General features: G+C 48.7%; 20 protein-coding genes. 2 read left to right on the forward strand and 18 right to left on the reverse strand.

All coding sequences use genetic code 11. The features are described from left to right. Positions 1–8: 8 nt before the first annotated feature. The 3 genes from IPK84_00855 to IPK84_00865 all read right to left on the reverse strand — a co-directional run bounded on the left by IPK84_00855 (position 9) and on the right by IPK84_00865 (position 2,310). Positions 9–200, reverse strand: coding sequence for a helix-turn-helix transcriptional regulator (locus tag IPK84_00855; protein ID QQS16245.1), 192 nt, complete (start codon positions 198–200; stop codon positions 9–11). 296 nt (positions 201–496) lie between these two features. After that, positions 497–1,210: a di-trans,poly-cis-decaprenylcistransferase gene (gene uppS / locus IPK84_00860; GenBank protein ID QQS15903.1), complete on the reverse strand. Its 714-nt coding sequence runs from the start codon at positions 1,208–1,210 to the stop codon at positions 497–499. 29 nt (positions 1,211–1,239) lie between these two features. Next, complete coding sequence (locus tag IPK84_00865) at positions 1,240–2,310, reverse strand: polyprenyl synthetase family protein (protein QQS15904.1); 1,071 nt, start codon at positions 2,308–2,310, stop codon at positions 1,240–1,242. Positions 2,311–2,655: 345 nt separating this feature from the next. Here IPK84_00865 and IPK84_00870 point away from each other — a divergent pair, with 345 nt between their 5' ends. Then, on the forward strand, positions 2,656–3,327 hold the full coding sequence (locus IPK84_00870; GenBank protein ID QQS15905.1) for a hypothetical protein: 672 nt from the start codon (positions 2,656–2,658) through the stop codon (positions 3,325–3,327). A 245-nt stretch (positions 3,328–3,572) separates the two neighbouring features. On the opposite strand, the gene IPK84_00875 is transcribed toward IPK84_00870, so the two are convergent. From IPK84_00875 to IPK84_00895, 5 genes are all read right to left on the reverse strand, one after another. Further along, positions 3,573–4,016: a DUF192 domain-containing protein gene (locus IPK84_00875; protein ID QQS15906.1), complete on the reverse strand. Its 444-nt coding sequence runs from the start codon at positions 4,014–4,016 to the stop codon at positions 3,573–3,575. After that, positions 4,013–5,041, reverse strand: coding sequence for an undecaprenyl/decaprenyl-phosphate alpha-N-acetylglucosaminyl 1-phosphate transferase (locus IPK84_00880; GenBank protein QQS15907.1), 1,029 nt, complete (start codon positions 5,039–5,041; stop codon positions 4,013–4,015). The genes IPK84_00875 and IPK84_00880 overlap by 4 nt, the downstream gene beginning before the upstream one ends. Positions 5,042–5,049: 8 nt before the next feature. Further along, positions 5,050–5,436, reverse strand: a complete 387-nt coding sequence (locus IPK84_00885; GenBank protein ID QQS15908.1) for a hypothetical protein — start codon at positions 5,434–5,436, stop codon at positions 5,050–5,052. A 132-nt stretch (positions 5,437–5,568) separates the two neighbouring features. Next, a complete protein-coding gene (locus tag IPK84_00890) occupies positions 5,569–6,699 on the reverse strand; it encodes a DNA recombination protein RmuC (GenBank protein QQS15909.1) in 1,131 nt (376 codons plus the stop codon). 10 nt (positions 6,700–6,709) lie between these two features. Beyond that, on the reverse strand, positions 6,710–7,312 hold the full coding sequence (locus tag IPK84_00895) for a hypothetical protein (GenBank protein QQS15910.1): 603 nt from the start codon (positions 7,310–7,312) through the stop codon (positions 6,710–6,712). Positions 7,313–7,459: 147 nt separating this feature from the next. Between IPK84_00895 and IPK84_00900 the strand changes: the two genes are divergently transcribed. After that, on the forward strand, positions 7,460–9,850 hold the full coding sequence (locus tag IPK84_00900) for a hypothetical protein (protein ID QQS15911.1): 2,391 nt from the start codon (positions 7,460–7,462) through the stop codon (positions 9,848–9,850). Between the two features lie 53 nt (positions 9,851–9,903). Here the strand turns inward: IPK84_00900 and IPK84_00905 are convergent, their stop codons facing one another. From IPK84_00905 to eno, 10 genes are all read right to left on the reverse strand, one after another. Then, positions 9,904–11,019, reverse strand: coding sequence for a glycosyltransferase (locus IPK84_00905; protein QQS15912.1), 1,116 nt, complete (start codon positions 11,017–11,019; stop codon positions 9,904–9,906). Positions 11,020–11,040: 21 nt separating this feature from the next. After that, positions 11,041–11,391: a phage holin family protein gene (locus IPK84_00910; protein QQS15913.1), complete on the reverse strand. Its 351-nt coding sequence runs from the start codon at positions 11,389–11,391 to the stop codon at positions 11,041–11,043. A gap of 136 nt (positions 11,392–11,527) precedes the next feature. After that, the gene (rplU, locus tag IPK84_00915) at positions 11,528–11,845 is read right to left on the reverse strand and encodes a 50S ribosomal protein L21 (GenBank protein QQS15914.1); all 318 of its coding nucleotides are present in this window, start codon (positions 11,843–11,845) and stop codon (positions 11,528–11,530) included. Positions 11,846–11,900: 55 nt separating this feature from the next. Beyond that, entirely contained in the window at positions 11,901–13,781 is a 1,881-nt protein-coding gene (locus IPK84_00920; GenBank protein ID QQS15915.1) for an alanine--tRNA ligase, read from the reverse strand. A 25-nt stretch (positions 13,782–13,806) separates the two neighbouring features. Further along, entirely contained in the window at positions 13,807–14,058 is a 252-nt protein-coding gene (locus tag IPK84_00925) for a hypothetical protein (protein QQS15916.1), read from the reverse strand. Between the two features lie 33 nt (positions 14,059–14,091). Further along, on the reverse strand, positions 14,092–14,397 hold the full coding sequence (locus tag IPK84_00930) for a hypothetical protein (protein QQS15917.1): 306 nt from the start codon (positions 14,395–14,397) through the stop codon (positions 14,092–14,094). Between the two features lie 70 nt (positions 14,398–14,467). Beyond that, complete coding sequence (locus IPK84_00935) at positions 14,468–16,612, reverse strand: hypothetical protein (GenBank protein QQS15918.1); 2,145 nt, start codon at positions 16,610–16,612, stop codon at positions 14,468–14,470. Between the two features lie 45 nt (positions 16,613–16,657). Continuing rightward, entirely contained in the window at positions 16,658–17,914 is a 1,257-nt protein-coding gene (gene pilM / locus IPK84_00940) for a pilus assembly protein PilM (protein QQS15919.1), read from the reverse strand. Between the two features lie 80 nt (positions 17,915–17,994). Next, positions 17,995–19,026: a carbohydrate kinase family protein gene (locus IPK84_00945; protein QQS15920.1), complete on the reverse strand. Its 1,032-nt coding sequence runs from the start codon at positions 19,024–19,026 to the stop codon at positions 17,995–17,997. A 40-nt stretch (positions 19,027–19,066) separates the two neighbouring features. Further along, positions 19,067–20,350 carry a phosphopyruvate hydratase gene (gene eno / locus IPK84_00950; GenBank protein ID QQS15921.1) on the reverse strand — a complete coding sequence of 428 codons (1,284 nt, stop codon included), beginning with the start codon at positions 20,348–20,350 and terminating at the stop codon, positions 19,067–19,069. Positions 20,351–20,446: the final 96 nt, after the last annotated feature.

Here is a 20,446-nt window from a genome sequence, read left to right on the forward strand (position 1 = left end):
AAAATAGATTATTTCAATACAAACAACGACTCCACATTTTTCCGGAAAAACCGAGCTATCTTGAGGGCAAGCACGAGCGACGGCCCATAATGCCCCTTCTCAAGCGCGATAATCGTCTGTCTTGTCACGCCGACGCATTCAGCCAGCTGTTCTTGAGTAATGCCTCGCTCCCTCCGATACTTCTCGACGCTGTTTTTCAGCACATCATTCATAAGCTTCTCGTGCAGAAGAGCTATCACGCGCAATCATCTCAACAGAGCATTATTCTCCTACTCTTCTGTCACTCAATAACTGCATTGTAAATCAGAACCGATCAATGTCAAGTTTACTTTACATATAGAAATACCCGGCGCAGTTTTTCCGACAGCGAAGAGCACTCAAAGAAATCTCCTATCAAAAAGCGCCCCTGCTACGGAAGGCGCAAAAACATTCGATATTTTCTCCCTCTACACCTGACTTTTCCAGCACGCATATATACTTTCACCCTTCTTGTCCATTACTTTCCGAATCGCCTGGCGCGACGGGCATATTCCTCGATTGATTCGGCAAAGGCTTGTTCGTCGAAATCCGGGTAAAGTTTTTCGGAAAAATAGAGCTGCGCATCAGCGATATCCCACATCATAAACCCGGCAGAGAGATGGGGCTCACCTCCGGTCCGAATGAGATAGTCAACCGGCGGAAGGTCGCGTGTCATAAGGGCCGCTTTCAGTCGTTCCGGTGAAACCGATTCCGACGATACGCCAGCTGAAATGAGTGATCGGACCGCTTCCAACATTTCGTCATTCCCGCTATACGCCAAGAAAAAATTGAGTGAGTAATCATCATACGATTTTGTCTCTTCCTCGCATCGAATAAGAATCTTCTTGAGACCGTCCGGAAATTGTTCTCGCCAATGACCGATCATGCGAATACGCGCACGATCTCGATGCACTGTTTCATTCTCAATCATGCGTGTGAAATATTCTCCGTAGATACGAAGGAGAGCGCGCTTTTCTTCAAACGGACGCTTCGTGAGATTCTCCATGGACGATCCCCAAAACGAAAACGAACGAATACCGAGCTCGCGCGCCTTCTCTATGATTTTCTCGGTATTCTTGGCACCCGCTTCATGCCCATCCCAAGGATCAAGTCCGCGCGCCTTTGCCCACCGACGATTACCATCGGGGATGAGAGCCACATGGGCAGGAACAGAGGAGATCGGCTGCGACATACGCTCAAAGAAAAAACCAAATTAATATCCTAATATTCCCGACTCATCATATAATCGGCAATGCCGATCAAAAAATCTTTCGCTTCCGCCGGAAGTTCAATCGGCACAATCTCCCGTCTCCCGATGTCGATATAGGACTTCGCTGTTTCTTTCGCCGATGCAAGCGCACCGGACTCTATGAGAATCTCGCGAAATCTATCGATATCCTGCCGAGAGAGATCCTTGCCCTTTCGCAGTATTTCAGAAAGCTCCTGCTGCGCATGTTTCGAGACAAGCGAAAGCGCTCGCGAGACCAGTATCGATATTTTCCCCTCTTCGATATCCGATCCAATAGGCTTCCCCACTTTTTCTTCCGACCCAAACACACCAAGAATATCATCCTGAATTTGGAAAGCAATGCCAAGGGGAATCGCATATCGTCCGAATGCATCTGCCAATTCCTCGGACCCCCCTGCCAATATCACGCCCAACTGAAGCGGTCCATCTATGGTATAACGAGCCGTCTTGTGCTCGTACATAGCGAGAATCTCTTTTTCTGTCGCCTTCCCGGCGAATTCTATCAGAATATCCTTTGCCTGCCCCACTACCGTGAACGAAATAATATCCTGCAATTTCGAAAGCGCACGAAGGATCCGGTCGGGAGGAAATCCAGACTCGAATATAATCTGGTTGCCGAGAGCGCCCACCATATCGCCGATGATAATCGCCATCGAACTGCCGAAGTGCGCCGAATCAGCATGTGGAAATAGCTTCTCCGCAGCGAACCGGAAATGCTCATGAGCCGTTTCAATGCCGTGTCGTTTTTCATCGCGATCAATAATATCATCATGGATGAGCAAGAAAATATGGATCAGTTCTATCGAGACTGTCGCACGAAGCATTCGTTCTCGATCCGTACCGCCGGCAGCGAGGTACCCATAGTACATAAACGACGCCCGCAGTCGCTTCCCTCCGGACAAAACCAGCGACTTTACATATCGAAGCGCCTCAGTCATGAAGGGATCATGCTTCGTTGTCTCAGAAATAGTTCGATCAAGATAGCGAGCAATTTCCCGATCAACCCGAACCTTGAAGTGAGCAAGTTCTCTCTGTATATCCATAACGGAAAGGGCAACAAAAACAATCAATACTTAAGTTTTCCAAGAAGAGCGCTCGACAATACTCCCCCTAAAAATCAATATTAAAACGTGAAACACACAGAGCGATTGTAGCATCGGACACCCCTCATAAACAAGAAAGAAGCTACAAGCACTTCGTACCCTCGAAGCAAATACACATCCGATTACGTACGGGATATTAAACTACAAAGCCAACATATTGTCCAGTTGACGCCAAAAATAGCGCGCCGTACAATAAACAAAGACGGTCGATCCGACTTCAACGCAAGCGGCTTACTCAGTGATTTCTGTTAACGATTGAATACTAGAAAGGCAGGTGACACACATATGCAAGACGAACACCAAGAGGAAGATTACCAAGAGGAAGAAGGCGGACTGAAAACATGGCTCGAAGACAATCTCCGCATCATCTTGAGCATACTCGTTGTATTCGCGATAGCGGGCGGCATCTACTCTTACTCCCAGCGCTCACAGACGCCAGCACTCACCGAAGAAACGACAACATCCAGCGATGGGTCCGATCAGGCAACTCAGCCTGATGATCAGATAGCTCAAGATGACACCGAGAAAGACGAAACAGCTGATACGGCGCCGGAGGTCAAGAAAGAAGACGCTGCTGAAAACACAGCTACTGCCAAACCAGCCGAAGTAAAGCCTGTCGACACAACAAAGCCGGCACCAGTCATGACAGAGAGCAAAGAAACTGAAACAGCATTCATCGAAACGGCAGCTCGCGGCGACAATCTGACACTACTCGCACGACAAGCAGCTGCTAACTTTCTCGAGAAAAACCCCGACTCAGCAATATCCAGAGAGCATAAGGTGTACATCGAAGATTACCTTCGCAAACACACCGTCTCCGGACCCATTCGTGTCGGCACCAGCGTAGAGTTTTCCAAAGATCTCATCCGAGAAGCTATCGAGAAGTCGAAGCAACTCAATGATCAACAACTCACGAATCTCAAGAAATATTCGAACCGAGCGCCTTCTCTCCGCTAAGCATACACCGCAAAGCCTCACGCTCTCTTGAGGGCAGGTCGCAGTCAATTGATGCAAGAGAAGTGGGCAAGAAACGAATGTAACACCGACTTGATAGGATTGATAGGGAGAGAGACAGAGGGACTGTTCAACAAAGCAAATTTGTTTTCGACTTTTCGTTCTTTTATTGGCACCTCAAAGCCCCGCAACGCGGGGTTTTGTGTTTTTCCACACTCATCCTCTCTTTGTTTTATTCAAGAAACCTCTCACAATTCCTCAAAAGACACGCTGTCACCTTCCCGTATATTCCATATTTGACATGAACCGGCATTCACTTCGAGCACACGGTCAGCAAGCTGATTGGGGCGATATACGCGCCGCTGATTATGAAAATCCACATTTTGTTCAATATGCACGATTTTTCCATTACGAATCCAAAGTATATCAAGCGGGAAACGCATATCCTTCATCCAGAAAGCGTATTGGTCGGCATGATCGAAAAGAAAAAGCATGCCGCAAGTCTTACAAATCGAATCTCTTCCGCCCAATCCACGCTCAAGATCTTCCCCTTCATCAACGATATCGACAGAAAACAAAGCGCTCCCAATACGAACCCGCGGACCCTCTGACTGGTATGCACTCAAAAGTAAAAACACAAAGAGAACCGCAAACAATGCTCCAAACACGGAAATAACTCTTCGATGTTTCATAACTCTTGGGAAGCCGAAAACGACCCTGCCAACCCAACTCTCTTCTGTATTTGAAAGAGAAATACACCAACCAGAATACTCAGAACGAGAAAGGCTATTGTCTTACCGGTTGATCCGAATGAAAGCGCAATGCCTCCGACAAGAGCCGTATATGCTGCATATCCCAAAACAATGGCACGATCCGACCACCCAAGTTCACGCAGACGATAGTGGAGATGACGAAGATCACCGCCACGAAACGGTGACTGTCCACACCGCAGGCGCTCGACAAACACCCAAATCGCATCAAGCATTGGGAGAGATAAGACGAGAATGGCTGTCGCCAATTTGGCACCGGACAAAATAGAGAGTGACGCCAGTGAGAACCCTATAAAGAATGAGCCTGTAGTACCCGGGAAAAAATAGGATGGCGGAAAGTTAAACACCAGAAGACCCAGCACTGCTCCCGCCAACACCACAGCAATAATGCCAAGAGGCGGCTGATCCACCCGCGAAGATATAGAGAGACAGAACAATGCAAAGAATGCGAAAATTGATATGCTCGGGAGAAGCCCGTCAATACCGTCCGCCCAATTCAATGCATTCGTAACAAAGACAACCCAAAGAATCAACACGATAATGCCAAGCATTTCTCCGCCAGGCAATGTATCCACAAATACCTGTCCGACAAACGGCACTGGCAAAGAAAAGATTCTCAAGCCGGAAACGAATAATATAACTCCAAGAGATATCTGAAATGCCAGTTGAAGTTTCCAACTCAAAGTGGCGATATCGTCCAGTATACCGAAAAAGAGAATTCCGATGGATCCTATAATTATTCCGAGAATAGCCGGCGTGAGAACCAAATGCGGATTCATAAGAATCGAAAGCGCAAAAGAGCCGATCACTGCCACACCGCCGAATCGACGGACCGGCACTGCAAAACGACTTTCCATGCGAAGAAAGAGTGTTCGCGCAGTAAAGAGAAGAGCGGTCGATATCACAAAACCCGTCAGAAACGGCGAGAGATACAAGAAAATATCCATGGCAACAATCAATTCACCAAAATAAGAGCGCTTACGACAATAAGCGCCGCCACTTGCAGAAAGAAAGAGGCTACCATGAGAAGTGTCCCGAAAACAGGTACTCCTCTTCGGACAAAAAGAAATGCGAGTATAGTGTTTACAAAAAAGAAGAAAGTAGTCACTGCCGGAACAAACAATGTCTGCCATGATGCTCCCGTCAGGTCGACTCCGAAATATGCATTGTATCGGAGCACCGTAGTGCTATTTCCGACGCCGATAAAGAATACCGGCAGACACCAGAGTGGAACTGCTAATACAAGCGATGCATAGAAAAACGCAGCCGCGGTACCGCGTCGGAAAAGAGAAGGCTTTCGAGAGTTATGTGCGATATCCGAAGCATCAAATATCATAGGCATTCCATCTCGCTCTGATCACTTCTTCCCAAGAGTAGACAAAAACCGCTACAGTTTCATTCAACTCAAACCACATGCTCACACGCACCCAGAATACTAAAGAAAACGAATCCGCTCAAAGCACACGCTGTCAGATCAATGATCCACAGAGGCAATCATATCCGGTCCGGAGGATTCCGAGTCACCTTCAATACGAGTTCTCGCAATCTGATCTTCCACCTTTCCAAGACGCTTGTCTGCCTCTTCATATTTTTTCGCAGCGTTGGTAATGTGCCCGCCGAGTGTCTCGAACTCCCTGGAGAAGCGATCATACTCCCGACCGAGGCGATCTAAATTCCCCATAATTTCTTTGGCACGCTTCTCAATTTGCATACCCTGGAGACCCAGGAGCAGTGTCCGCATATAGGCATAAAATGAATTCGGCGAAACCGGGACGATTTTCTTAGCAAAAAGATATTCCGCCAAACCATCGCCTTCATTGTCTTTTACAACAATCTCGTAGTACACATTCTCCGCCGGAATATACATAAGTGCAAAATCGAGTGTTCCCTCTTCGGGTACGATATACTTCCGAGCAATAGCATCAGCATGTTTGCGCACATCAGACGAAAAGAGTTTTCGGAATTGTTTCCGTTCTTCGTCCGAACCGGACTCGATCAGTTTTCGAAAATTCTCGAGCGGAAATTTCGAATCGACACTGATAATGCCTCCTTTCAGATGTATAGCCGCATCAACCACATCTCCACTCTTGAAAGAATGCTGCACCGTATAGTATTCCCGCGGCAGCATCTGAGACAACATGTCCTCAAGCAGCAGCTCCCCGAACCCGCCGCGCAACTTCGGTGAACGCAAAATATCCTGCAAAGAACGCACGTCCTTCCCCACTTCGAGAATGCGGTTGCTCGAATGTTTCACCTCCTCAAGCGCTACCCCGACCTCTGTTCGCACGCGGCCCATTTCCGCGCGCACCTCGGTAAACGAGCGCGCCGCTCCATCGAGTCGACTGTCGAGCCGCGTGGTATTGTCTTCAAGGCGATGACTGACATTCGTCTGAAAATTTCCCATTTGCTGCAAGAACGACGATGAGAAGCGATGCATATCCTCCGACATGTTTCGATGCATTTCCTCCATACGCCGCGCCATATCCTCGCGCAGCATATCCGATTCCGTTTTCCCCGATTGACTCCCTGCACGAAACCGGTCGTATACCAAAAAAATGACAACACCAATAAGCAGAATAACTACCGATAGAAAAAGCACCTCCATAGTAAAGATATTATCGACGAAGCCCGGCAACAAAACGCTTGAGTTCAGGAACCTTGTTCACTATCTCCTGCATGGGGTTTTCGAGAAATTCCATAAGGAAACGATCCATCATGTTCAGACGATACTGTAGTTCCTCTCCATTCATGAGGACAAAACGAATCTCCCGACCAATCTCCGCTTCGATATACCCGATCGCACCCTTCAATTTCGCACGACTCGGATTATTCACCACAAGAATCATGTCGGCTTTACTCTTTTGGTAGTTCAAGAAGATGCCCGACACCAGAAGCAGCCGCACATCACCCACAGCCTGCAGCTTCTTAAACATATTCTCATACACGCTTGAGTCGGGACGAGCAAAAAGCAACTGGAGTTCATTGAAAAAAGGAAAGTTCGGATTCATTGAGAAAATCGGCTTCCCCGATTTCGTGCGCTCTATGACAAACTTGATCTTCGCCAGCTGACGCGCTTCGCGCAGAAGAGGACTTCGCAGAAGGATCGCCTTTTCCGCCAGTTCTTCCGTCGTGTATGCTTTCTCGGGATTGAGAATAAAAAGCCGCAACAACCGTGCGCGAGTCTTGGATCCGAACAGCGTCTCAAACATGTCAGACATATCAGTATGATAAAGAGGACACCCGCACCTTTCCCTCAATTATACGAATCGGCCCTGGGAAAGTCAAAACAGCCACAAAATCACTCGAGAATACATTGTGGCCATACCGAAGATACTGACGGTTCTGTGGTATAATAAACGACATCTATGGCAAGAAAGACTGCTGCGCCGAAAGCGCCGGAGAAAATTGCGCCGACGGCCGCTGAAATATCCGTTGCTCGAAACGGTTTTTTGAAGCCGTATTCGGTTTGTTTTCAGCATCTCCCGGACAATATCGCCCGAGAACCTCTCGGTATGCTTGCTGGCGCCATGACCATACAAGACCGGAGCGAGCACTCCGCCTACATCGTAAATTTTCTTTCCTCGCTCGCCAAGAAGGAATACTACGGAAATCCCCGCAGAGGAGCCATCGAAAGTTTCGAGGCAGCGCTTCACAAAGTCAATGTCGGACTCGCCGAACTCGCCAAAGAAGGCAATACCGAGTGGATCGGCACACTCGACGCAGCACTGTGCATTATCGAACGAAACAATCTGCATTTTTCAGTTGCAGGAAAAGCAAAGGTACTCCTCTTTCGAGAGAAACGACTTTCCGACATCAGCGAGGGACTGGCTGATCCGGACAATGATCATCCGATGAAAACGTTTACCGATGTAGCCAGCGGAAAAATCTCGCCCGGAGACCGAATACTCGTTACAACACCGGAAATATTCTCTATTCTTTCAGAAACAGAACTCGAACGGTCTGCCAACCGACTACCGAATCACCAATTTGAACAGTTCCTACAAACAGCCGCCATCAACCAGCTTGATATATCCGCCAGTGTTTTCATCACGATTGGAACCATAACGGAATACGAGCGAAAGCCAGCTCCGAAACGTACGCTCGCTACCGTTGATTCCATACCAAACGCTTGGAGCCATACGATTTTCGAATCTTCGAAACAACTCGGCAACAGCATTGAGGATACTTTGCGAGAGAAAAAGAACCACGAACAAGATCGTATTGACGATAAGACGGGACATATCTATGTCACCGGAGAAGCGCCGGCCGAGGAAACAAACGAAACATGGGAACGCATGAGTATACTCCTCGAGGACATCAGCACATCGATTCGAGACTTCGGAACGCGCCTCGGAAGAAACTTGATTCCCGCTTTACTCTCCGGAGCTCGAGCGACATGGTCGTTTATCACAAGCACTACCTCCAAAATAATCGCCGCTATCTACGCTTCAAGAGAAAACCAACTCTCGAAGATATCTCAAACAGCTGAGTTACTATCGTCATCGACATCATCAAAGAACTTCGAACCCCGCCATACTCCTCTCGCCGCCACCAAAACCACATTCGATGAACAACCCCCATCCCAATGGTCGACGATCCCAAAAACATTCATTGAGAAAATTCGAAGAACTATTCACATAGTCCCTTATATTGCTTCGGTTAAACAAGCCACCGAGCACGTCCCCATGCGCAGAGAATCAGCATCCACTGCCATCATTGGTCGATTATTTCAAGCAGGAAAAGCGATTTTGTTGCATTGCACACACATCCTCTCCCGACTGAAGACATTTTTCGACACTCTTCCCACACAAAAACAACAGACACTAAGAAAAACAGGGCTTGCCATTGTCGGCATAAGCGTTATATTCCTACTTGCCTGGACATTGGTCACAAGAAAGGAATCCACAGAAACAACGCTCGAAGAATCTGAGAAAATCGAGGATACATCCAAGGAAACAGTGCGAGAACTCAGTCAAGATACAAACATACACTTCGTAGAGCAATCACCCGCCATAGCAACCATTGCCGATATCGTAAGCATCGAGAGTCTTCAGGAGAACGTCTTCTTTATCACAAAAGACGCGATCTACGCAGCCGGATCAGACGGAGAAAATGCCATAAGAACAGCCTACCCGGATGGCAAGACAGCAAAACGGGGAGCCTCTATGCCGGATCTTGGCGCCATTCTTATCTTAACCGAAGATGGAGCCGTTCTCTTTTTCACTCCCGCCACACATCGCTTTGCCGATGAACACTCCTTACTTCCAAACGCAGCCGATATCACCAATATTGCCGCATCATCCACTTACCTCTATGCACTGGACCCTGCAGACAACGTGCTTTCTCGCTATCCGCGCGCCGAGGGCGGATTCGGACCCGCAACATCGTGGTTCCGAGAATCCGTGTCCATACAGCCGGAATCCACAATTGCCGTAAGCGATTCCGTCTTTATCGCTGACACCTCAGGTATTCATGTCTATTTCCGCGGAAACCTGCAAGCAAAAATATTTGAATCCTCGACAACGCCGATTTTCCCTACCGATATATTTGTCACTTCTCAAGAGAACTCAGGGCAGCTCTTTATACTTGACGGCACCGTGGGACGCATTGTCCGCTACGATGTCGATACCGGGTCAATCACGGCACAATATGCACACGACGCCCTCAAAGGAGCAACACATTTTTCCATCAATGAAACCACTCAAACCGCATTCGTATCCATTGGCGATGCCATTCACATCATCGATATGGAGTAGATCATCAACACTATATCTGTTTGCTCGTGCCACAATTTACAAGAAGAGAAACGTCATCCAAGGAATCTTTCTTGCCTTTTCTGAAGAACTCGATCGAGGTATAACCGAATTTTCTCCGAAAACACCGACTGATCAAAAGCAAGCGATTTCCGTCGAATATCTTCGGCATCATAATCATGATCGCGAAATTTTCGCACAGCGGCAACAATATCGCCAACTGTCTGTCGTTCAAAGAATACACCCATCCTTCCCTCTTCAAGGTGCTCCGGAATATCACCGCCACGAAATGCAATGAGCGGCCTTCCGGATGCGAATGCCTCGAAAGCCACGATGCCAAAGTCTTCTTCCTGTGGGAAAATAAATGCTCGGCATGAACTATAATAACGCGGCAAGTCGACATCCGGAACGCGTCCCAGAAATTCCACGGTCGGCCCAGCAAGCCGTTTCAACCGAGCATATTCAGGACCTCTTCCGATAATCTTCAATGGGAGCTGCAATTCATTAAAGGCTCGGATAGCAATATCGTGCCGTTTGTAAGCGATCAGTCTCCCCACCATCAGGAAATAATTCTCTCTACCGGCAGGAGGCATCAGACCAAACGCACGCACATCGACTGGCGGATGAATAATCTCTGCCGAACGATGATAGTATTTCCATATGCGATCGGCAACAAATTGGGAATTCGCAATAATAAAATCCGGTCGATTCGCGCTCACCTGATCCCAAAGACGAACCGGACTCATGAAGAAGGGAATAGCTTTCTTTACGATACGAGGGAGACCGAAATCTTCAACATACTTGTGGCAGTCATCCCATGCATACCGCATGGGCGTATGCATATAGCACACATGGGTCGTGCGAGGATCTGTGATCACGCCCTTGGCATAACTCGAAGAATCAGACAGAACCAAATCAAACCCTCGAAAATCAAACTGTTCTATGGCAAGCGGCATAAGCACCGGAAAGAACCGGTGATTTCGCTTTGCCCAAGGAACTCTCTGGAGAAATGAGGTACGAATGTCCCGACCCTCAAAAGCGCCATGCATCGCCTCCTTATCATAAATGAGCGTGAAAATCGGCGCTTCCGGAAACATTTCCGCAAACACCTCAAGCACCCGTTCAGCTCCTCCGTACTGAACCAAATAATCATGCACCAACGCTACCTTCATACATCAGAGGCCACGCATCCATCACGACTCACCCGACTTCCGAAATGTCCGACCAAACGCCCAACCGAGCAAAGAGAAAAGAAAAGCACCAAGAAGCGCTGACCCAAAAGAAGTGACTCGAAATCCCGACACCATCTGAGAGAGCAACCAGAAAAGAAACCCGTTTACGACGAATGTAAAAAGACCGAGCGTCAAAATAGTTACCGGGAGCGTAAGAAGGAGAAGAATCGGACGTATTGTGATACTAATACATCCCCAGAGAAGAGCTAACCACAAAGCTGTTCCAAAATCACGAATCTCAATGCCCGGAACAATATTGGCAATAACCAAAAAGAGCACGGCATTGACTATCCAAAGAGCAAGGAGATGCATAGTGGAGAATAAACCCAAAAGAATACGCGTCCTTATTATAGACGAAAATATCCACCCTTCAAAGAGCACGCAACCACACAAAAAGCTACCTGTACAATTCAGGTAGCTCACAAAAAGAAGATGCGAAAAAAATTATCTACTTTGCAACAGCAATCTTTGTCACCTCAACCTCTGTGTATGGCTGACGATGACCAAATTTCATCCGATACCGCTTCTTCGGCTTATGTTTGATACCCCACACCTTATCAGCCCGCCCCTGTTCCACAATTTTAGCAATTACAGAAGCTTTCGAGACCAATGGAGTCCCTACTTGTACCGACTGTTCATCCCCTACCAAGAGCACTTCGGAAAAGGTAATGACATCACCAACACCCCCTTCTATTTTCTCCAAGCGAAGCTTCTCGCCTTCAAGCGCTCGATACTGTTTCCCTCCCGTCTTAATAATAGCAATCATAGTGTAAGCCCCTAAAACAAAGCAATATTCACTCTACTCAAGAATACGAATTTTGTCAAACAGCGTCTTCTAACACTGCTTTCACCCGCCGCACACCAGCCGAGGACGCCTCTTCCTTTACGATTCGAAAGTGTCCCATCGAACCAGTAGCAACAACATGTGGTCCGCCGCAAAGCTCCGCGGAGTATGCCGTTCCATCAGCACTTTTTATACAATAAACAGTCACTTTATCCGGATATTTTTCCCAAAAACTCCCTTCAACACCAGTCGATCGAGCCGTCTCCTTATCCATAATATCCGTCTCAACCATGCAATTCGCCCGTATCGCCTCATTCACATATGACTCAACTTTATCAAGCACCTCCCTTGGAACTTTCTCCGGATAGGTGAAATCGAACCGCGCTCGTTCCTCGGTAATGTTCGATCCCGCTTGATGCACGCCTTCGCCAAGGTATTTCCGAAGTCCCGCAAGCATGAGATGCGTAGCCGTGTGCAATTTTGTTGTTCTTTCACTGGTATCGGCAAGACCCCCTTTAAACTTCCCTGCCGATGCCGTCCGAGAGAGAGTCCGATGCTTCTCAAATTCATCATGAAACGCCGACTCATCAATGGAGATTTCATTCTCACTGGCAAGTTCACGCGTCATTTCATAGGGAAATCCATATGTCGCAAAGAGATCGAAAGCGTCTTTCCCCGAGAGATTCCCGGACTCGATCCGCTTATCAAACTCTCTCATCCCACGATCAAGCGTTGTTCGAAATTTCACTTCTTCATCGCTCAGTGCGCGCAGTATCCCCTCCTCCTGCTCGGCCAAAGTCGGATAGACACTGGAATAGGAGTGAATAAACGAGCGAGCTATGCTGTCAACGAAGTTATCCGAAATCATCAGCTCTTTTCCAAAACGAACCGCACGACGAATAAGTCGGCGTACAAAATATCCCTGATCCTTATTTGACGGCATAACACCATCCGCCACCAAAAAAGTTGCCGCTCGAAGATGATCGAGAACCACTCGAAAAGCATAGGTGTCCTCTCGGCGTTCTCCGTACCGCCTCGCCGAAAGCGTTTCAAGAACTGCGCACGCATCATAAAAAACATCGACCCGAAAGATATCCGGATCATCATGTACCGCTACCGCAATCCGCTCAAGCCCTCCTCCGAAATCAACATTCGGCTTCGGAAGCTTCTCGAATCCCTCGGCAGTTTTTATGTATTCCATGAATACGTTATTGCCGATCTCGACAAATCGCCCACAGTCACAATTCACATGGCAAGGAGCATCCTTCCAGACCGATGCCTCGTGAAGACCCCGATATTCGCCAAAATCCCAAAACATTTCCGTATCCGGACCGCCTGGTTCACCACTGGGCATATTCTCCGGCACACCAACTCTCGACCACCAATTCTTCTTGTCGCCATAGTAAAAAATTCGCCCGCCACGCATCCCTTTTTCTTCAGCATCTTCAACAATAGTCACAGAAACTCCCGATTGTTCCAGAAGCGATTTCCACAGTTGTGCCGACTCTTCATCACGCGGAATGCCGAGGGAACTATTGCCGCTGTAACACGTAAAGTAAAGTCTGGACGGATCAAGAGCAAGCTCCTTGGTCAGAAAATCCCACATCCACGCAATCTGTTCCCGCTTAAAATAATCGCCAAACGACCAATTGCCAAGCATTTCAAAAAACGTCGTATGCCGATTGTCTCCCACTTCTTCGATATCCTGCGAACGGAAGCATTTCTGCGAATCCGCGAGTCGTGTCCCGAGAGGATGTGATTCGCCCAAAAGATATGGCACCATCGGCTGCATGCCACTCCCTGTAAAGAGTGTTGACGGATCATTCTCCGGGACCAGAGACGACGAAGGCACCAGAGCGTGCCCTCTTTTTCCAAAGAATTGAAGATATTTTTCCCGAATTTCCCGCACAGTCAACATACAGACAAATACCTTCCAAAGAAGTTTAGGCAAAATCAATTTTTTTCTGCAAACTCCGAATTTCGGTAGAACTCAGATAGATCTTAAATGATTTCAGGACATCCGCTATGCTTTGCGCCAAGTCTTCTCGCTTTACATCTCCTCTCTCAAAGGAGGCGCCAAGAGTAAACATCTTTCCATCAAAAAAACTTCGAGCAGCGTCAATAGTCTCCCGTTGTCCAGATGTCAGAAATTCCTCTGCAATCCGCTGAATCTTTCTTTTGTCTATATACCCCATAAAGAGCAGTTAAAGAATGAATAATGGCAAAATCTATAGCACCACCAACCGTTTTTTTGCCAGACGGATGCTTTCTTCGATCGTTCGAAGTTCAGCATCATCTTTCTTGCCCTGTGCTTCAGCACGCTCTATTTCCACCTGGATACGGCGGAGTTCGGTTTGAAGCTTGCGAAGGGCAAGATCTCGATCTGTCTTTTGACGTTCTAATTTCAGCCGATCGCTATAGAGGAGTGACAGATCCGATTCAACGCGACGAATAGCTGCCTTTCGCTCATTGGGAGAGAGCGTCTTCCCATGCATATCCGGTCGAGCAGTAATTCGCGGTCCAAATAATGCCATAGGAGACAGAGAACAACAGACAAAAATCCCGCCACCCACAGAATAGAGGGGTTCCTCAAGAAATGCAAGTTTAAGGTGACACTCCGCTCGATACTGACTCTACCTTCACTGATACCTGCGAAGAGCGGCTCGGTATGCGACTCGTCATAAACTTCGGCCAGAATACAACTTCGATTTTCTGAATATCCGGATAATCAGCAAAAACCGCTTGCACATCACCGACACTTTTACCGAGAATACTCTGTTTTATCTGTTCAATATCCATATCCTGACCTTTTGCAAACGAAACCCGAACTTTTACACCGAGTGTCTTTGCGGTGAAATCCGGATGTGGCACCGTGTACTCTACCTGAATGTCTTCCGGTTTCGCCCCGTCACCCAGGAGCGCCGCGGCAACTGTCTGAATATCAGACTCGGAAAATACCAGCGCACGCACAGACACATGCGCACGAAAGTCAAAACTCGACGCAACCGCGCCAACGCTTGGGAATGCTCCGGAAGAAAGCGTCTCCGAAAGAATAGCGTCATCCAAAAGCTTCTCTCCCGGCTGAAGGTCTTTCTCAAGTTCATCACGTAGCAATTCCGGAAGCGCCTTAAGCGTTGATTCCTTGGCACGAGCAACATCATCAGCTGAAACAGAAGCCACCTCCCCATCGCTTCCGCCGCCTCCTTCAAAGGATTGTGACGAAGAAGCAGTGATTTTCTCATATTTCGGACTTCCTTTGAGACCGGGAATGGTAAATGTGGTTGATTCGAGATTATATTCTTCGCCCGACGAGTCAGCAACCACTTCAGCGTCGACCGTCCCGGGAACGGATTGCCCATCTTGCTCTTTCATGCCGGGAACAGTCACATTTTTAACCAGACGAAATATCTTTCCGTTCGGAGATTCAAAGCGCGTTGTTGCCACCAGAGACTGCTCGCTTGTTCCAAATGCATTCGATATCGTAACCATTCCGCGAGCACGTTTGTCGGATACGGATGCCTGCCCCGTACTAGGAAATGATTGGGATATATCCTTTTCCGTCTCCACTACGCGAAGCGGGATATACTTCTTTTCTGTATCAACAGATTCCTGATCCACACGCGCTATTATCTCAGCATCAAGTGATGCTGAATGTTCCTTGGCAATAACAGTCACATCGGCACGCGGAACGAAGATAACCAGAGACACGCCAGTGACAGCAAGCAAAGAAAGAGCAACTCCGCCAAATAATACCAACCGAAAAACACGATGTCCTCCGGATTTGGATGTGTCTGGGGTATTTGGAGTACTCTTCGGCAAAGACTTACCACCCGTGGAAGGCGTCGAAACGCCCTTCTGATAAAAACGAGAGAGAGCACTCTGATCGACTCCGGATGAGATAGCACCCTGCGGCGATGCCGCAGGAGAAGACGGGGCTGGCATTGAAGCCGGCTGAGCATTCGGAGCTTTCGAAGAAGAACCGGGAAGCGCCGGCGAGAGAGGTGTCTCCGGAGCCGAAAAAGTAAACGACACCCGAGATGCAGTATCCGAAGCCATCCTCGAAGGAGGAGCTGTGTCCGGTGTTCGATACGCGACATTCGAGTCCCGAGCAGCAATATCACGAGCAACTCCCGACGGAGATACTTCTGGCGGAGGCGGAGAGAAACTCGTTGCAGAATTCAATGCAGTTAACCGCTTTGGTGTTCGATCTCGAACCGGAACCGTCCGGGAGGTCGTCGGCGCCGAAATCGGACCGGGAAGACGTGCAGGATCAGCTGATTGAACCGTAGAAGGAGAACTCTGCTGAGGAGCCATGTCCGGCTCGGACCCGCGAGCAACAAAGAAGCTCGATGACCCGATAGATTCGGAGTGCAATCGCGACACCGGGCTCGGAGCAGAGCCATCCTTCTGATCGGACGATGGCGACATTCCCGATTGAACTTGCGGGATTCGTGCCGGAAGAGACGCTTTCGGAGGCAGGTGCGCCCCGGGAATACCCTCCAGAGAAGTCCTCGACTCAACGCCCGCTTTTTCAGCAAGCGCCTGAGACTCCGCATCCGGCACCACCAACGAAAGATGCTTCTTCATCTTCTTCGCCTCCCGGTCAAGCAGGCGAAGATTAACCAGACTCCGCATGAACAACGCATGTCTCGGCACAACCAAGAACACATCCGCATCCGACGCCTTCCGTAACCGGCCGATCACAGAAATAATTTCTTCATCCGGATCAATATATGCGATATGCGACATAGAATATATGCTGAGAGTTTTGTTTTTGAGCAATTTTGAAAAACACTACCGCTGAACCGTATCCATGGCCCGGCGAAGCATCCCGGCGAGAGATTTCTCTTCATCAGCCAGGTGAAGAGCGAGGTTGGCAAGACCCATCGGGGTAATATCCTGCGGATTTGAAAGGACACCCGTAGAATCACTCATTCGGACAATATCGTGCGGCTGGAGAAAACTTACTTGCGGAGATTTCGAAAATGGCAAATTACCGCTCCATTCCTCGGACAAGAGAGCCTCACGGATACCCGGGAGTCCTGATCCGCCACCGCACAAGAAGATCTTCGTTGGCAAGAGGTCCGTATCCGAGAACTCAGCAAGAGAAAGCTCGATGCCGCCCTGCCAAACACGACAGTCCTCTCGGAAAAAATCATGAAGAGCGTTGGTTGATTCCGTATCGAGCTTGCCCAATGAATAGTCGATCTTCAGTTTCTCCGCCTCTTCGAAACTCATTCCGGATTCCTGAGCCAGTCGCTTCGTAAACGCGCGTCCGCCAAGCGCAAACATTTTTGTTCCCTCCAGTCCGCCATTTCGCACCACGGCGATGTCGGTCGTTCCGCCGCCAATATCGATGAAAATCGCGCTGAAATCGAGCATATCTTCGACCTCGACGGAACGGGCAACGGCGTAGGGCTCTGCCGCGATGTTTATCAGATCGAGATGCAACGCAGACGCGATACTCTCGATAGCGCCCAAGTGAATCATCGGGGCATACGCATTGAAAATGCTCATCGAGACATCACGACCTTGAAAGTTCAATGGGTTTGTCACGCGATATCCATCGATACGGACATCAACCACCGCTGCATTAATCAACTTGACATCAATCTCAGACTGATTTGTTTCCCAGACAAGCTGCTTATGAATGCGTTCGTACGCCTTCTCTTGAACTTTTTCGACGATCATGCGAAGTTCCGAGAGACTTATTTTCACCTCTGGATTCACACGCTCATAATGAACGGTCGTTGTTGTGCCCTTGACGAGTTCCCCGGCAATGCCCACAATGCTTTTCCGAACATTCTTTGCCTTTGCTTGCTCCTCAGCAAGCAACACTGCTTCGCGACACGAATCAATGACACCGGCGATATCAGAAACAGCGCCACTTTGCATATTGCCGGATTTCTGTCGCACCCAGCCAACTCCATCAACAATACCCGAACCACCTTCGATGCGAAACACCAAAGCTTTGACAATCTCCGTACCGATATCGAGCGCAAGAAAATGTTCACGAGAATTCTTCCCAAGAACATTTGAAAGAAAGCCCATAACGAAAAACAACGATGAAGATATTTTTTATTTAACACCGCAACGGAACGCCGCACGAAATCTGCCGATCAATACAATCATTATATCACAAGAGGACGCGGGTTCTCCATGGATGTCACCGTAATATCTGAAAGTTCCGACTCAATTGCATCCCGATGACACAGCCCTTCAATGGCGCCATAATGCCGCACCGTATGCGCGCCGTTTATCATACCCCATTGCAATGCCTCCGATAGAGACTTGCCGGAAATTTCCGCCGCAAGAAATGCGCTCCCAAAAGCATCACCGGCACCCGTCGTATCAATTCCATGCTCCGGACGTCGCGCTACTGCTCGCAGAAAATCTTTCCCATCATATCCCCACGCGCCACGCGCCCCATCAGTGAGAGCGATTTTCTTCGCACCGAAGTTGAAGAGCGTCCGAACAAGAAACGCTTCGTCATTTATCCGATCAGTACTAACATCTGGCACAATGTGCAGTGCCAACTCAATAGCCTCGTCCTTGTTTAACAGAAGAACATCCGCTACGCGAACCGCATCCAACACGCGCTCCGGATTATCTTTCATATTCCGCTGCCCGGGATTGACAGCAAGCCTCGCCCCCGCCTCCTTCGCACCCGCTACCGCCTGTCGCATATTTTCTTCCCAGTTGCCGTTCAAAGCGCTCATCATCACCCAAGAGGCACCCGATAGCTGTGCCGATTTCACAGAAAAACACTCGGCGGAATCACGATTGTAGAAGATAGTTCGCTCTCCATCCCTCGCAAAAACCAGTATCGCTGAAAGATCACTTTTCACTCCCGTATATTCTTCAAGAAGACCGGCATCGACTCCCTCTCGATCAAACTCCCGACGAATCCAGGCCGCCAAATCATCATCGCCTACCGCCCCATAACACGAAACCGAAACGCCAAGACGCGCAAGCCCAACCGACGTATTCGCCGCAACGCCGCCAAGTGCCTCAAACCGATCCTCGACTTGATACTTTGCTCCAACTTCGAAAGCAACTTTCCGTTGCGATGTCACGTCTTCCGGCGTATCAAGAAACACTCCATCCGCTGTTGGAAAGAAGACATCCTTCGCTACCGATCCGACACAAACCACATGATCCATAAAAAGATGCGCAACAAAGAAAAACAAGCTATCAAGGGACTTACCCTTTCATCTCTTCAGCAATTGCCAACAACCGATTGTACTTCACGAGGCGTTCGCCGCGAGAGAGCGATCCAGTCTTAATGCAATCGGCACCGGCGCCCACTGCGAGATCAGCGATAAAATCGTCTGTGGTCTCGCCCGACCGGTGCGACACTACCGTCTTCAAGCCATGATTTTTCGCCAAACGCATTGTCTCAAGCGTTTCAGAGAGTGTCCCGATCTGATTCGGTTTAATAAGAACTGAATTACACGCCTTCTTCTCAATGGACACCTGGACGCGCTTCGGATTTGTCACCAGCAAATCATCACCAATCGTCATAATGCCCTTCCCGACCCCAAAGCGCTCCTCCTGCTGAACCCACCCATCCCAATCCTTTTCATGAAGCGGATCCTCAATCGAGACAAGGAAGTACTTCTCAATCCATTCACCATACACATTGAGCAACTGGTCGCGCGTCAACCGAACGCGCTCCGGTTCAAGCGCATAGATATCCTCCGAGGCAATATAGAAAGAATTGGCAGCCGCATCGATTCCGAAAGCAATATCCTTTCCCGGAGCATACCCCGATTTTTCAATCGCCTGAATCAACATCTCGAACGCCTGGGCATGACTCTCCAAACGAGGCGCAAACCCACCCTCATCTCCAACGCTTGTCGAATACCCCGCTTTTGCAAGAATACCTTTCAGCGTATGAAAAACCTCGCTACCGGCCCGCAGTCGCTCAGCATACCCCTCAATACCCCGCGGAAAGAGTTTGAATTCCTGCACCGACAGTCCCGAATCGCTATGCTCCCCTCCATTCAATACATTGAACATCGGAATAGGAAAGGAATCATAAGATACCATATCTCCCGATTCGCCTTTCGAGAAAAGATTGCGGAGATGTTGATAGAGTGGAACGCCCTTGCTCATCGATGCCGCGCGAGCCACTGCAAGCGAAATGCCAAGAAGCGCATTCGCTCCGAGTCGCGACTTATTCTCTGCTCCATCCAGCTCGCGGATCGCCAGATCAAGAGCCTCCTGATCAAGAGCATCCATACCAATCACTTTCTCACGAAGTTCGCCATTCACATTTTCGACTGCCCGTAATACACCCTTCCCACCATAGCGATGTGAATCGTTGTCACGAAGTTCGATTGCTTCGAGCGATCCGGTCGATGCACCACTTGGAACGCCCGCAACCGCCGATACGCCATCCTCCAAAGTCACGCGGACTTCCACTGTCGGATTTCCCCGCGAATCCAATATCTCTCGCCCGTGAACATCAGAAATGTTTGCCATACGGAATACTGTTAGTAAATAGTAGGAAACCGGAATCAGATCTATCTCTCCCAACTCGAAGCACATCTCTCGCTCGCATTATTTTAAAGTATACAG

It is taken from the genome of Candidatus Moraniibacteriota bacterium (assembly GCA_016699875.1).
GTDB lineage: Bacteria > Patescibacteriota > Minisyncoccia > Moranbacterales > UBA1568.